At 71.7% G+C, this 14,199-nt stretch carries 14 protein-coding genes; 6 read left to right on the forward strand and 8 right to left on the reverse strand.

Features of this window, described 5'->3' with window-relative positions; translation table 11 throughout:
* Positions 1-2: 2 nt before the first annotated feature.
* From AB0L91_RS23115 to AB0L91_RS23130, 4 genes are all read left to right on the forward strand, one after another.
* Positions 3-638: a precorrin-8X methylmutase gene (locus AB0L91_RS23115; RefSeq protein WP_365013077.1), complete on the forward strand. Its 636-nt coding sequence runs from the start codon at positions 3-5 to the stop codon at positions 636-638.
* The gene (gene cobJ / locus AB0L91_RS23120; protein ID WP_365013080.1) at positions 635-2,179 is read left to right on the forward strand and encodes a precorrin-3B C(17)-methyltransferase; all 1,545 of its coding nucleotides are present in this window, start codon (positions 635-637) and stop codon (positions 2,177-2,179) included. The genes AB0L91_RS23115 and cobJ overlap by 4 nt, the downstream gene beginning before the upstream one ends.
* 164 nt (positions 2,180-2,343) lie before the next feature.
* Entirely contained in the window at positions 2,344-2,847 is a 504-nt protein-coding gene (locus tag AB0L91_RS23125) for a ubiquitin-like domain-containing protein (protein WP_365013081.1), read from the forward strand.
* A 134-nt stretch (positions 2,848-2,981) separates the two neighbouring features.
* Entirely contained in the window at positions 2,982-3,524 is a 543-nt protein-coding gene (locus AB0L91_RS23130) for a PadR family transcriptional regulator (RefSeq protein ID WP_355275465.1), read from the forward strand.
* Between the two features lie 5 nt (positions 3,525-3,529).
* Here the strand turns inward: AB0L91_RS23130 and AB0L91_RS23135 are convergent, their stop codons facing one another.
* From AB0L91_RS23135 to AB0L91_RS23145, 3 genes are all read right to left on the reverse strand, one after another.
* A complete protein-coding gene (locus AB0L91_RS23135) occupies positions 3,530-4,282 on the reverse strand; it encodes a cobalt-precorrin-6A reductase (protein ID WP_365013699.1) in 753 nt (250 codons plus the stop codon).
* 247 nt (positions 4,283-4,529) lie between these two features.
* Positions 4,530-5,783: a precorrin-6y C5,15-methyltransferase (decarboxylating) subunit CbiE gene (gene cbiE / locus AB0L91_RS23140; protein WP_365013084.1), complete on the reverse strand. Its 1,254-nt coding sequence runs from the start codon at positions 5,781-5,783 to the stop codon at positions 4,530-4,532.
* Positions 5,762-6,514: an SDR family NAD(P)-dependent oxidoreductase gene (locus AB0L91_RS23145; RefSeq protein ID WP_365013087.1), complete on the reverse strand. Its 753-nt coding sequence runs from the start codon at positions 6,512-6,514 to the stop codon at positions 5,762-5,764. Before AB0L91_RS23145 ends, cbiE begins: the two co-directional genes overlap by 22 nt.
* A gap of 98 nt (positions 6,515-6,612) precedes the next feature.
* Here AB0L91_RS23145 and AB0L91_RS23150 point away from each other — a divergent pair, with 98 nt between their 5' ends.
* Entirely contained in the window at positions 6,613-7,011 is a 399-nt protein-coding gene (locus AB0L91_RS23150) for a TIGR03618 family F420-dependent PPOX class oxidoreductase (protein WP_365013090.1), read from the forward strand.
* Positions 7,012-7,017: 6 nt separating this feature from the next.
* On the opposite strand, the gene AB0L91_RS23155 is transcribed toward AB0L91_RS23150, so the two are convergent.
* Positions 7,018-8,145 (reverse strand): Xaa-Pro peptidase family protein, encoded by a 1,128-nt coding sequence (locus AB0L91_RS23155; RefSeq protein ID WP_365013093.1) that lies wholly within the window; start codon positions 8,143-8,145, stop codon positions 7,018-7,020.
* Between the two features lie 117 nt (positions 8,146-8,262).
* Between AB0L91_RS23155 and AB0L91_RS23160 the strand changes: the two genes are divergently transcribed.
* On the forward strand, positions 8,263-9,234 hold the full coding sequence (locus AB0L91_RS23160) for a 5'-3' exonuclease (RefSeq protein ID WP_365013096.1): 972 nt from the start codon (positions 8,263-8,265) through the stop codon (positions 9,232-9,234).
* A 69-nt stretch (positions 9,235-9,303) separates the two neighbouring features.
* Here the strand turns inward: AB0L91_RS23160 and AB0L91_RS23165 are convergent, their stop codons facing one another.
* The 4 genes from AB0L91_RS23165 to tatA all read right to left on the reverse strand — a co-directional run bounded on the left by AB0L91_RS23165 (position 9,304) and on the right by tatA (position 14,158).
* Positions 9,304-10,023: a DUF4333 domain-containing protein gene (locus tag AB0L91_RS23165; protein ID WP_355275473.1), complete on the reverse strand. Its 720-nt coding sequence runs from the start codon at positions 10,021-10,023 to the stop codon at positions 9,304-9,306.
* Between the two features lie 119 nt (positions 10,024-10,142).
* A complete protein-coding gene (locus AB0L91_RS23170) occupies positions 10,143-12,839 on the reverse strand; it encodes an RNA helicase (protein ID WP_365013100.1) in 2,697 nt (898 codons plus the stop codon).
* A 3-nt stretch (positions 12,840-12,842) separates the two neighbouring features.
* The gene (gene tatC, locus AB0L91_RS23175) at positions 12,843-13,796 is read right to left on the reverse strand and encodes a twin-arginine translocase subunit TatC (protein WP_365013102.1); all 954 of its coding nucleotides are present in this window, start codon (positions 13,794-13,796) and stop codon (positions 12,843-12,845) included.
* 95 nt (positions 13,797-13,891) lie between these two features.
* Complete coding sequence (gene tatA / locus AB0L91_RS23180) at positions 13,892-14,158, reverse strand: Sec-independent protein translocase subunit TatA (RefSeq protein WP_355275478.1); 267 nt, start codon at positions 14,156-14,158, stop codon at positions 13,892-13,894.
* Between the last annotated feature and the right edge of the window lie 41 nt (positions 14,159-14,199).

Raw genomic sequence — 14,199 nt, forward strand, 5'->3', positions numbered from 1 at the left:
GCATGTCCGACGTGCGTACCAGCTACCTCACCGACGGGGCCGAGATCTATCGGCGCTCGTTCGCGACGATCCGCGCCGAAGCCGAGCTGGCCGGTTTCCCGGCCGATATCGAGCGGGTCGCGGTGCGCATGATCCACGGTTGCGGACAGGTCGACCTGGCCGGCGACATCGCCTACTCCCCCGGCGTGGTCGCCGCGGCCCGCGCCGCCCTGCGCGCGGGCAAGCCGATCATCTGCGACGCGAACATGGTCGCTTCCGGCGTCACCCGCAAGCGGCTGCCCGCCGACAACGCGGTGCTGTGCAACCTCGCCGACCCGCGGGTGCCCGCACTCGCCGCCGAGCTGGGCAACACCCGGTCGGTGGCCGCGCTGGAACTGCTGCGTGATCAGCTCGACGGCGCCGTGGTCGCCATCGGCAACGCGCCCACCGCGCTGTTCCACCTGCTCGACATGCTCGACGCGGGCGCGCCGACACCCGCCGCGATCATCGGCATCCCGGTCGGCTTCATCGGCGCCGCCGAATCCAAGCAGGCGCTGATCGACTTCGGCGGCGTGGAGTACCTCACCGTGCGCGGCCGCCGCGGCGGCAGCGCGATCACCGCCTCGGCCCTCAACGCGATCGCGAGCGAACAGGAATGAGCGAGATCAGCACCGGCAAACTGTGGGGTATCGGCCTCGGCCCCGGCGATCCGGAACTGGTGACGGTGAAGGCGGCCCGCCTGATCACCGCCGCCGACGTGGTGGCCTTCCACAGCGCCCGGCACGGGCGCAGCATCTCGCGCGGGATCGCCGAGCCGTACCTGCGCGCGGGGCAGATCGAGGAGCACCTGGTCTACCCGGTGACCACCGAGACCACCGATCATCCCGGCGGCTACCAGGGCGCGATCGACGAGTTCTACGAGCAGGCCGCGGCCCGGCTCGCCGTGCACCTGGCGGCCGGGCGCTCGGTCGCCCTGCTGGCCGCCGGTGACCCGCTGTTCTACAGCTCCTACATGCACATGCATCGCCGGCTAGCCGACCGATTCGAGGCCGAGATCGTCCCCGGGATCACCTCCGTCAGCGCGGCCTCGGCGGCGCTGGGCACGCCGCTGGTCGAGGGCGAGCAGGTGCTCACCGTGCTCCCCGGCACGATGCCGGTCGAGGAGCTCACCCGCCGCCTGCGCGATACCGACGCCGCGGCGATCATGAAGCTCGGCCGCACCTATCCCGGTGTGCGCCAGGCACTCTCGGACGCGGGGCGGCTCGACGACGCCTACTACGTCGAGCGCGCGAGCAGCACAAGGGAGCGGGTGCTGGCCGCCGCCGACGTCGACGAGGCCGACGTGCCCTACTTCGCGATCACCCTGGTGCCCGGCCCGACCCCGACCACCCCGATCGTCGCCAGGGACAGGGCCGCCTCCGCCGCCGAGTCCCCGGCCGAGCCCGTCACCCCGGGCGAGGTCGTCGTGGTCGGGCTCGGCCCCGGCGACACCGCGTGGACGACGCCGGAGGTCACCGCCGCGCTGGCCGAGGCCACCGATCTCGTCGGCTACACCACCTACATCGACCGCGTGCCCGCCCGTGCGGGACAGCGCAGGCACGCCAGCGACAACAAGGTCGAGTCCGAACGGGCCGCCATGGCACTGGATCTGGCCAAGCGGGGCGCCAGGGTCGCGGTCGTGTCCTCGGGTGATCCCGGCGTGTTCGCGATGGCCGCCGCGGTGCTCGAGGTGTCGGCCGAGCCGCAGTTCGCGCAGGTGCCGGTGCGGGTGCTGCCCGGCCTCACCGCCGCCAACGCGGTCGCCAGCCGGGTGGGCGCGCCGCTCGGGCACGACTACGCGATGATCTCGCTCTCCGACCGGCTCAAGCCGTGGGACGTTGTCGCCCAGCGCCTTTCGGCCGTCGCCGCCGCCGATATGGCGATCGCCGTCTACAACCCGGCCTCGTCGCAGCGTCGCTGGCAGGTCGGCGCCATGCGCGATGTGCTGCTGGCGCACCGCGCGCCGGAGACGCCGGTGGTGCTCGGCCGCGATGTCGGCGGGCCGACCGAATCGGTCCGGGTGATCACCCTCGGCGAGCTCGATCCGGACGAGGTCGACATGCGGACGCTGCTGATCATCGGCTCGTCCACCACCGCCGCGTTCCAGACCAGCGAGGGCACCCGCGTGTTCACCTCGCGGCGGTACGGCACGACGGTCTAGTCCGCGCGATCCGCCACGAGGACACCCCGAGGTCAGCCGGATCCGGGGTGTCCGGTGGCACACTGGGGTGCGGCGGGCCCGGCCCGCCATGGCACAGCGTGACATCTCGTTTCCTGGTTCGATTCCCCAACGCGTCCTCGTGGACGATGAAAGGACTCACCACGATGAGAGTTCAGCACCACGCACGTCGCACCTCCCGCTCCACCTCGTTACGCCGCGCGCTGGCGGCAGGGTTGACCACGGCGGCCTTGTCCGCGCCGATGGCCGCCCTGGTCGTTCCCGCCGTCGCGTCGGCGCAGCCCGCACCACCGATTCCCGGCGCCCCCGCGCTGCCCGGCGCACCGGGCGCTTCCGCGGAGCCCGCCGCTCCCGCGGCACCCGCCGCCCCCGGCCTGCCGGGCCTTCCTGGTCTTCCCGGCGCGCCCGCGTCACCGATCGCGGAGTCCCTCACGCTGGCGGTCACGAACGCCGACGGGGCGAGCTTCCCGGTCACCGTCGACGCGGCGGCGCAGGTCGACGCGTTGAAGGCGCTCGTCGCGGAGCAGACCGGCATCCCCGCCGAGCAGCAGCGACTGCTGGTCGACGGTGACGTCGAGCTCGCCGACGGCACCCCGCTCGCGCAGTACCAGCTCGGCGACGGCGACACCGTCACCCTCGCCCTGCGCTGATCGACCCGCGCGGCGGTGGCCCCGCCGGGTCACCGCCGCGCCGGGCGAACACACCGCAACACCTCCGGTCTTGGTGGACAGCGCACCCAGGCGTAACATTCCACTTAGGAATGTCGTTCGAAGGGAGTTGACCGTTGACCGATACCGCAACTCGACGCCGCCCGCTGAACTCCACCGCGGCCTCACTGCTGGGGTTCCTGCACGAGGGCCCGATGTCGGGCTGGGACCTCGCGACCCAGGCCCAGCAACGGATCGGCGACTTCTGGACGATCACCCAGAGCCAGGTGTATCGCGAGCTGACCGCGATGGACGCCGCCGGCCTGGTGACCAAGGGCGAACGCGGCGCCAGGGAGCGCACGCCCTACCGGATCACCGATACCGGCCGCGAGGCCTTCGCCGAGTGGATCGCCCGCGACCCCGGCGCCGAGACGATCCGGGTGCCGCTGCTGCTCACCCTCTCCTTCGGCGAGCACCTCGACCCGGCGCATCGCGACCGGATCATCGCCGCCAACAAGAACATCCACCAGGACCGGCTCGACCGCTACCTCGACGAGGACCCGACCGCGCTCGCGCCCCATCAGCGCGCCACCCTCGAATTCGGCATCGCCTACGAACGGGCGGTATTGCACTGGTTCGACCAGCTGCCCCGCATCTTCACGGGGCCGCGACCGCAGTGAGCGGCTCAGCGCACCCGGGGTGACGCCGCGTCGTGCAGCCAGTCCACCGCGGCGCCGACCTCGTCGACGGTCACCGCGCCGACCGGCAGCGGCGGCCGATCGATCATCACCACCGGCAGGCCCGCGGTGCGGGCCGCGAAAATCTTCGCCTCCGTCTGCTCGCCGCCGCTGTTCTTGGTCACCAGCACGTCGATCCGGTGCCGCGACATCAGCACCAGCTCGTCGTCGAAGGTGAACGGTCCCCGCGCCAGCAGCAGTTCGTAGCGCGGGGGCAGCGGCGCGGCGGGCGCGTCGATCGAGCGGATGACGAACCGGTGCCGCCCGCAGCCGGCGAACGCGCCGACCCCCTGCCTGCCGATGGTGAGCAGCACCCGCTCACCGTGCGCGGCCAGGGCGGCGGCCGCCGACGACAGATCGGGTACCCGCGTCCACAGGTCACCGCGGCGCTGCACCCACTCGGGTCGCCGCAGGTGCAGCGCGGGGATGCCCAGATCGTCCGCGGCGGTCGCCGCGTGGGAGCTGACCTGCGCGGCGAAGGGATGAGTCGCGTCCACGACGGCATCGATCGCGTTCTCACACAGCCAGGTTCGGAGGCCCTCGACACCACCGAACCCGCCTACGCGGACCGGACCGACGGGCAGCCGCGGCTGCGCGACCCGCCCGGCGAGTGAGGACACGATGTCGAGTCCCCGTTCACCGGACGCGATCCGCGCCAGCTCCCGAGCTTCGCCCGTGCCGCCGAGGATCAGGACCCTCAGGGCTGCCCGCTGACATCGGCCCAACCTGCGGCGATCGGCGACGCGCCGACCGCGATGAACTTCGCGTACTTCATGTAACTCCCCATCATGGAAAAATCGAACCGGCGGGATTTACCCGGAACGGCCCCGACCCTACCCTCGAGGCACGCTTCTTACACGTTCGGTTCGTAACTTTCATGGCATCAGGACCCAGCATGAACGATTTCACCGTGATCTGCGCGTGATTTGTCCGTGATCGAAGAATCCGCTAACCAGCGGGTTTTGTCACGATCCACTGGGCGACCGGGAGGTGCGGCCGCCACGCGGTGAACCCACCGAGCGGTTCACCCCGGTAGATCTGGAATTTTCGCAGCGTGCCGCCGTGGGTGGCGGTCCAGTCCAGCAGCTGCGCTTCCGATTCCGCGGTGACCGCGTTGGCGACCAGGCGTCCGCCCGGGCGCAGCCGCTGCCAGCACTGGTCGAACACGCCGTCCTGGGTGAGCCCGCCGCCGAGAAAGATCGCGTCCGGCGCCGCCAATTCGCGCTCGGCAAACTCCGAGCGCACCTCGCCTCTGACCGTTATTCCCGGAACGCCCAGCGCGGCGGCATTGACGGCGATCTGCTCGCGGCGCGCGGGCAGCCGTTCGAAGGTGACCGCACGGCACAGCGGATGGGTGCGGCACCATTCGATCGCGATGCTGCCGGACCCGCCGCCGACATCCCACAGCGTCTCGCCGGGCGCCGGGGCCAGCGCGGTGACCGTCAGGGCCCGGACCTCGGCCTTGGTGAGCTGGCCGTCGCCGGTGAAGGCGGTGTCGGCCAGGCCGGGCAGCCGGGTGTCGCGGCGGCCGCCGGCCTCGGCGACACAGTCGATCGCGACGACGTTGAGCGGGTCGCCGTGCGGGTGGGCCCAGCGCGCCGCGGTGCCGGTACTCGTGCGTTCGGCGGGCCCGCCGAGCTGTTCGAGCACGGTGAGCGTGGACGCGCCGAACCCGTTGTCGCGCAACAATCGCGCCAGCAGGTGCGGCGTCGACTCGTCCTCGCTGAGCACCAGCAGCCTGCGGCCGTCGGCCAGTTCTGGCAGCACGGTGGGCAACGGGCGGGCAACCACGCTCACCACCGGGACCTCGGCCAGCGGCCAGCCCAGCCGCGCGCACGCCAGCGACACCGAGGACGGCTGCGGGAACACCCGCAGCGCCCGCGCGCCGAAGCGACGGGCCAGGGTGACGCCGATGCCGTAGAACATGGGGTCGCCGCTGGCCAGCACCCCGATGCGCCGACCGGCGTTGCGCGCGAACAACTCCGGCAGCGCGGGCAGCAGCGGGCTCGGCCACGGCACCGATTCGGCGTCGCTGTCCGGGAGCAGCGCCAGCTGGCGCGGCGACCCGAAGACGACCTCGCACGCGCCGATCGCGGCGCGGGCCGGCTCGCCGAGCCCGGACCAGCCGTCGGCGCCGATCCCGAGGACGACGATCGGGTGCCCCGACCAGGCCGGGTCGGTCACCGCGGCATCCGGCGCCACACGAACTGCGGCAGCAGCCGCATCACGAAGAACATCACCGCGAGCCTGCCGGGCACCGCGACGTAGGTCTTGCCGCGGCCGAGGGCCCGCACGACGGCGTCGGCGACCTGGCCGGGCGTGCTGGACATCGGCGCGGGATCCATGCCGGTGGTCATCCGGCCGATCACGAACCCGGACCGGACCAGCAGCAGCTGGACACCGGTGCCGTGCAGGGCGTCCCCGAGCCCCTTCGCGAAGCCGTCGAGCCCCGCCTTCGCCGAACCGTAGACGTAGTTGGCCCGGCGCACCCGCACCCCGGCGATCGAGCTGAACACGACGATCTGCCCGGAGTCCTGGGCCCGCAGCAGGGTCGCCAGCGTCGTCAGGACACTGACCTGGGCGACGTAGTCGGTGTGCACGACCGCGACCGCGTGCGCCGGATCGTGTTCGGCGCGCGCCTGATCGCCGAGGACGCCGAAGGCCACCACCGCGGTGCCGATGCCGCCGTGTTCGGCGGCGATCTTCTCCAGCAGGGGCGCGTGCGTGGCGATGTCGTCGGCGTCGAATTCCACGGTGTGCACGGCGGTGGCGCCCGCGGCGTGCACCTGCTCGATCTCGGCGTCCAGCGCGCCGGACCGGCGGGCGGCCAGGATCACCACGCGTCCGGGCGCCAGCCTGCGCGCCACCTCGACCCCGATCTCACTGCGTCCGCCCAGGACCAGCACCGGTCCGTCGTTCTGCTGCTCTGCCATGGGATCAGTCTGTCATCCGGCGCCGGACGGGGAATTCGGGTGTCGAGGGCCGAAACCCGCGCGATCGGCGACCCGTGGTCCGGGCTACCGTTTCCCGCATGCCGACCGCCACCACACCGCTGTCCCCCGCCGCCCTCGACTTCGTCACCGAGCGGCATCTGGCCACCCTGACGACCCTGCGCGCCGACGGCACACCGCACGTGGTCGCGGTGGGGTTCACCTGGGATGCCGCGAGCGGGATCGCCCGGATCATCACCGACGGCGCCTCGGTGAAGGCGCGCAACGCGGCGCGCGGCGGGTACGCGGCCGTGAGTCAGGTCGAGGGGCCGCGCTGGCTCACCCTCGAAGGGCCGGCCACCGTGCTCACCGAGGCCGACGACGTGGCCGAGGCCGTGCGCCGCTACACCGCCCGCTACCGGGTGCCGCGGGAGAACCCGACGCGGGTCGTCGTCGCGATCCAGGTGCGCCGGGTGCTCTCGTCGAGCACGCTGAAATAGGCCCGCCTACAGGACCGTCAGACCGTGCGGCCGGTTGTTCATCGACTCGGCGCCGTCGGCGGTGACGACCACGATGTCCTCGATCCGGGCACCCCACTTCCCGCGGAAGTAGATGCCGGGTTCGATGCTGAACGCCATGCCCGGCTCGAGCACCAGGTCGTTGCCCGCCACGATGTAGGGCTCCTCGTGCACGGACAGGCCGATGCCGTGGCCGGTGCGGTGCACGAAGGCGTCGCCGAGCCCCGCGTCGGCCAGCACGGTGCGCGCGGCGGCGTCGATGGACTCCGCGGTCACCCCCGGGCGGACCGCGGCCACCGCGGCGGCCTGGGCCGCCTCCAGCAGGGCCATCTGCTCGGCGACCTGCGTGCTCGGCGACCCGAGCACGTAGGTGCGGGTGGAGTCGGAGTAGTAGCCGGGTTCGACGGGGCCGCCGATATCGATGACGACCACGTCGCCGGATTCCACGACCCGGTCGGAGACCCCGTGGTGCGGGTCGGCGCCGTGCGGGCCGCTGCCGACGATGACGAACGCCGCCTCGGTGTGGCCCTCCTCGACGATGGCGGCGGTGATGTCGGCGCCCACCTCGGCCTCGGTCCGGCCGGGCCGCAGGAATTCGCCCATCCTGGCGTGCACCCGGTCGATGGCGGCGCCCGCCCGGCGCAGCGCCTCGATCTCGGCCTCGTCCTTGATCATCCGCGACTGCCGCAGCACCGGGGTCGCCGAGGCGGGCAGGCCGGTGGTCGACTCGGCGAGCGGGATCAGGTGCAGGGCGGGCATGGCGTCGGCGACGGCGATGCGCGAGCCGGCGTGCAGGGTCGAGCGCACCAGCTGATACGGGTCGACGCCGTCGACCCAGTCCAGGACCTGCAGGCCGAGTTCGCCCGCCGCCGATCCGTCCAGCGAGGCCAGCTCGAGTTTCGGGATCACCACCGAGGGCGTGGCGCCGTCGGCGGGGATCACCAGGCAGGTGAGCCGCTCGAAGGATTCGGCGGCCGATCCGAGGAGATATCGCAGATCGGGGCCGGGGGTGATGAGCAGGGCGTCCAGATGCGCCGCGCGCATCAGTTCGACCGCCCGCTCCAGCCGCTGACCGTAGACATTCGCCGCGAACCTGGCATCCGTGTGCGCGCTCATAGGGTCCGACGTTACCCGCCACGGGCGCACGGGCCCAGGACACGTGATCTCCCCGCGACCGGACGCGCCCGGAGCACGGTGGGCGCGGGACGGGGCTTTCGGGGCACAATCGAGCCCGTGACCGCTGACCAGACCTCCCGTGGACCCCTGCTGATCCTCGACGGCGCCAGCCTGTGGTTCCGCGCCTACTACGCGATCCCCGACAAGCTCAGGGCGGCCGACGGACGCTCGGTCAACGCGCTGCGCGGCTTCACCGACATGGTGGCCTCGCTGATCACCAAGCACCGGCCGAGCAGGCTGGTCGTCGGGCTCGACTTGGATTGGCGGCCGCCGTTCCGGGTGGCGCTCGTGCCGTCCTACAAGGCGCACCGGCTCGACACCAGCAGCGGCGCGGCGCCGGGCGCCGAGGAAGTCCCCGACACGCTGACCCCGCAGGTCGAGATGATCCTCGAGGTGCTCGCCGCCGCCGGTATCGCCACCGGCGGTGCGGAGGGGCTCGAAGCCGACGATGTGCTCGGCACCCTCGCCAGCCGGGAGCGGACGGACCCGGTGGTCGTCGTCAGCGGCGACCGCGATCTGCTCCAGCTGGTCCGCGACGAGCCGGCGCCGCCGGTCCGGGTCCTCTACGCGGGGCGCGGCCTGGCCAAGGCCGAACTGTTCGGGCCCGCCGAGGTGTCGGCGAAATACGGTGTGCCGGGGCGGAACGCGGGACCGGCCTACGCCGACATGGCCACCCTGCGCGGCGACGCCTCCGACGGGCTGCCCGGGGTGGCCGGCATCGGCGACAAGTCCGCGGCGCAGCTGATCTCGAAGTTCGGTTCGCTCGACGCCCTGCTGGCGGCGGTCGACGATCCCGGGTCCGACCTGGCCAAGGGCGTCCGCGCGAAACTGGTTGCGGCCCAGGACTATCTGAAGGTCGCCGCGCCGGTCGTGCAGGTGGTGCGCGACGCCGAGGTGATCCTGTCCGGACCGGACAGGCTGCCCGCGACACCGGTCGACCCCGATCGGCTGCTCGCCCTGGCCGCCGCCTACAACGCCGAGAGCCCGATCACCCGGCTCGTCACCGCGCTGACCGCGGCCCACAGCTGATCCGGCCCGGCAGACGACTCCGGGCCGCCCGCGTACGCGCGGACGGCCCGGAATCGGGGGTGCGGCAGCCTAGTTCGGGCGGCCGACCTCGTAGGTGCCATCGTCCTTGGTGATCTTGACGGTGACCTTCTTCGCCTCACCGCTGACCTTCAGGTCGCAGGTGAAAGTCGCGTCGACCTTCACCTCCTGACCCGACGGGCACGACACGTCGGAGACGTCGGCGATGCCGTAGGAGTCCTTCAGCACGCGCGAGACGCCGTCCTGCACGGCGGCGGAGTCGAGTTCGTCGGAGGAGAACACGACCAGGATCAGGCCGACGACGGCGGCGAGCACCAGCACGCCCGCCGCGATCAGACCGATCACCAGGCCCTTGCCCTTGCCACCCGACGACGACGGGGGCTGCTGGCCCCACTGCTGCTGACCGGGCTGCTGCGGCTGCTGTCCCCACTGCTGCTGCGGCTGTCCCCACTGCTGCTGCGGCTGCTGCGCGTTCCAGTCCTGCGGCGGCGGCTGGGTCTGACCCCACTGCTGCTGCGGGCCGGTCGGCTGCTGCGGCTGCTGTCCCCACTGCGGCTGCTGCGCCGGTTGCTGCGGCTGCTGACCCCACTGCTGCTGCGGCTGCTGCGCGTTCGGGTCACCCCAGTGCTGGGTCGGCTGAGCCTGCTGCGGCTGCTGCCCACCACCCCAGTGCTGGGTCGGCTGAGCCTGCTGCGGCTGCTGACCTCCCCAGTGCTGGGTGGGATCGTTGCTTCCCTCCCCTGGGCCATTCGGTCCGTACGGGCCGCTCATCCACTCGCCTCCACTCGCATCGTTGTACATACGGTAGCCCCCCGCGCCAGGCCAGCCGCTTTCGCACGACTCCGCCATCACGGTCGGTACGCCAGGAAATCAAATCACAGACGTATCCACTACGCGGCGTCCACCGCGACGACACCCCGCCGAACCGCGCGCACCGCCTTGGCCGCGGTGGCCGCGATCTCCGGGTCGTCGGCGGTGTTGTGGATCTGGTCGAGCAGGTCGATGACCTGCCTGCACCAGCGCACGAAATCGCCCGCCGACAGCGGCGTGCCCTGATCGCCACTGGCCAGCAACGCCTCGGCCAATGCGTCGCCGCGGGCCCACTTGTACACGCCGGTGACGAAACCGAGGTCGGGTTCGCGAGTGGGCGGCAGCTTGTGCCGTGCCTCGTCGGAGCGCAGCTGGGTCCACACCTCGATGGTCGCGCCGACCGCCCGGCGGATCGGTTCGGTCGGGCCGGCCGCGGTGAGGAACCCGCCTTCCTGGCGCGACTCGTAGACCAGCGTGGAGACCACGGCCGCGAGTTCGGCCGCACCGAGCCCGCGCCACAGCCCCTGGCGCAACACCTCGGCGACCACCAGGTCGCTCTCGGCGTAGATCCGGGCCAGCCGCCTGCCGTCGGCGGTCACCTCGCCGTGCTCGACGAACCCGCGTTCCTCGAGCAGGCCGACGATCCGGTCGAAGGTGCGCGCGAGCGAATTCGTCGTCGCGGCAACCTTCTGGCGCATCGACTCGGTTTCGCGCGCGAGCCGGGCGTAGCGCTCGCCGGTACGGCTGAGCTGTTCGCGATCGGGCCTGCTGTGCGCCGGGTGCGACCGCAGGCTGCGGCGCAGCGTCGAGAGCTCGCGATCCTCGCCGCCGCGGGTGTGGTCGTTGCGCCTGCGCCTGCCCGGCGCGGAGATCCCGGTGCTGCGCAGGGCCGAGGCCAGATCGCGGCGGATGCGCGCGGTGCGGTGATCGACGCGCCGTGGCAACCGCATGTGCCCGAGCGCCTCGGCGGGCACGGGGAAGTCCGCCGCCGAGACCCGGCCCGCCCAGTGGTCCTCGGTGAGCACCAGCGGACGCGGGTCACCGGGGGTCTGATCGGGTTCCAGGATCACCGCGAGCCCGGCGCGCCTGCCCGACGGAATCGCCACCACGTCACCGCGGCGCAATTCGATCAGGGCCTTGACAGCGGCACCGCGGCGATCGGCGCGGCCCTGCTGCTGGATCTCGCGCTCGCGCTGCTTGATCCGCTCGCGCAGCGACATGTACTCCATGAACCCGCCGTCGACGCCGCCGAGCTGGCTCTCCAGCTTGCGCATCGCGCCCTGGTTGCGTTCGATGCCGCGCACCAGCCCGACGACCGACCGGTCCGCCTGGAACTGGGCGAAGGAGCGCTCGAGCAGCGCCCGCGCCTCCTGCGCGCCCATCCGGTCGATCAGGTTGATCGACATGTTGTAGCCGGGCCGGAACGAACTGCGCAGCGGATAGGTGCGGGTGGAGGCGAGGCCGGCGACCGCGCTCGTGTCGACCTCGGGCTGCCACAGCACCACCGCGTGTCCCTCGACATCGATGCCGCGCCTGCCCGCGCGCCCGGTGAGCTGGGTGTACTCCCCCGGCGTCAGCTCGGCGTGCGATTCACCGTTGAACTTCACCAGGCGCTCGAGCACGACCGTGCGGGCGGGCATGTTGATGCCCAGCGCCAGGGTCTCGGTGGCGAACACCGCTCGGACCAGGCCCTGGACGAACAACTCCTCGACGGTGTGCCGGAACGCGGGCAGCATGCCGGCGTGGTGGGCGGCCAGCCCGCGGTGCAGCGCCTCGCGCCACTCCCAGTAGCCGAGCACCTCGAGGTCGCCCTTGGGCAGGTCGCCGGTGTGCTTCTCGATGATCTCGTCGATCCGCGCGGCGTCGTCGGGCCTGCTCAGGTCGAGCCGGGCGCGCAGGCACTGGGCCAGCGCGCCGTCGCAGCCCGCGCGGCTGAAGATGAACGTGATCGCGGGCAGCAGGCCTTCCTCGTCGAGGCGGGCCAGCACCTCCGGGCGCGGCAGCGGCCGGAAGTTGCCGCGACCACCGCGGCCGCGCGGGCCGCCGTAGCCCTGCATCCGGTCGGCGGCCTCACGCTGGCGGATGAACCGCACGAGGTCCTCGTCAACGAGGACCTTCTGGTCGCTGGACTTGGTGTCGAACAGGTCGAACATCCGCCGCCCGACCATCACGTGCTGCCACAGCGGTACCGGCCTGGTCTCGTCGACCACCACGGCGGTGTCGCCGCGCACGGTCTCCATCCAGGCGCCGAATTCCTCGGCATTGGACACCGTCGCCGACAGGCTCACCAGGCGCACGTCCGGCGAGAGGTGCAGGATGACTTCCTCCCACACCGCGCCGCGGAACCGGTCGGCCAGGTAGTGCACCTCGTCCATCACGACATAGGACAGTCCGCGCAGCGAGTCCGAGGACGCGTAGAGCATGTTGCGCAGCACCTCGGTGGTCATCACGACCACCGGTGCGTCGGGGTTGATCGACTGGTCGCCGGTGAGCAGGCCGACACTGTCGCGGCCGTAGCGCGCGGTCAGGTCGGCGAACTTCTGGTTCGACAGCGCCTTGATCGGCGTGGTGTAGAAGCATTTGCCGCCCGAGGCCAGCGCCATGTGGACCGCGAACTCACCGACGATCGTCTTGCCCGCGCCGGTCGGGGCGCAGACGAGCACGCTGTGCCCGTCCTCCAGCGCCGCGCAGGCGGTCCGCTGGAAAGGGTCGAGATCGAAAGGGATTTCGCTGGCGAACTGCGCCAACTCGTTGGCCCGCGCGGGAGAATCGGTCACCCGTCAGAGCGTATCGGAGTAGTCCGACACCGGGCGGGTGGTTTTCTCCGGGTCGTCGACCGGGTCGGCGGGCCGCACCGGGTCCGGTGTGTCCAGCGGGGAAGCCTCCTCGTCGGAGAGCGAACCCCAGCCCTCGTTCGCCGCGCGGCGGGCCCGGCGGGCGTCGTTGAACCGGGCGAACTGCACCGCCAGTTCGAACAGCACGGTCAGCGCGCAGGCCAGCGCCAGCATCGAGAACGGGTCCTGCGGGGTGACGACCGCGGCGAAGACGAACAGGCCGAAGATGATGCCGCGCCGCCACGCCTTGAGCTTCTCGTAGGGCAGTACGCCGACCAGGTTCAGCCCGATGATGACCAGTGGCGTCTCGAAGCTCACGCCGAAGATGATCAGCAACTGGATGATGAACCCGAAGTACTGGGTACCGCTGAGCGCGGTGATCTGGACGTTGTCACCGATGGTCAACAGGAACGACAACGCGTGCGCGACGACGACGTAGGCCAGCACGGCGCCGGTCACGAACAGCACGCTGCCCGACACCACGAACCCGACCGCGTAGCGGCGTTCCTTGGCGTAGAGGCCGGGGGTGATGAACGCCCACAGCTGGTACAGCCAGAACGGCGCCGCGAGCACGACACCGGCGGTGAAGCCGACCTTCAGGCGCAGCATGAACTGTTCGAAGGGCGCGGTCGCCAGCAGCCGGCAGGAGCCGTCGGCGCTCAGGCTCGCCCGCGCCGACTCCGGCAGCGAACAGTACGGTCCGCGCAGGATCTCGCCCAAGCTCTCGATACCGAAGAACGGGTGGGCGTACCAGAAGAAGCCGATGAGCGTGGTGACCGCGATCGCGGCCAGCGCCAGCAACAGCCGGGTGCGCAGTTCCTGCAGGTGCTCGACCAACGACATGGTGCCGTCGGGATTCGTCCTGCGCTTGCTGCGCCGTGGATCGAACGGAATGCGCATGGTGGGTGGTGGCCTCTAACCCTCGGTCCGGCGGATGCTCGACAACAGCACTCAGCCCCGGAGCGGTGGACGCGCTCCGGGGGTGAACACCGAGGTCAGGCCGACTTCTGGCCCTGCTGCGGTTCGACGATCGGGGTCTGCGCCTGCGGGGCCGACGCGGGCAGCTGCTGCTGCGGCGCCGGGGCGGCCTGCGGTGTGGTGGCCTGCGTGGCCGACTCCGACTGCATCTGCCCGACCTCGCTCTTGAAGATCCGCAGCGACCGGCCGAGACCGCGCGCCGCGTCCGGCAGCCGCTTCGCGCCGAAGAGCAGGACGAACAGCAACGCGATGATCAGCAGGTGCGTCCAGCTGAACGTGCCCATTATCAGATACCTCCAAAGACTGTGGTGATTACCGATGCTAC

This window comes from Nocardia sp. NPDC051833 (genome assembly GCF_040681225.1).
In the GTDB taxonomy this organism is placed as follows: domain Bacteria; phylum Actinomycetota; class Actinomycetes; order Mycobacteriales; family Mycobacteriaceae; genus Nocardia.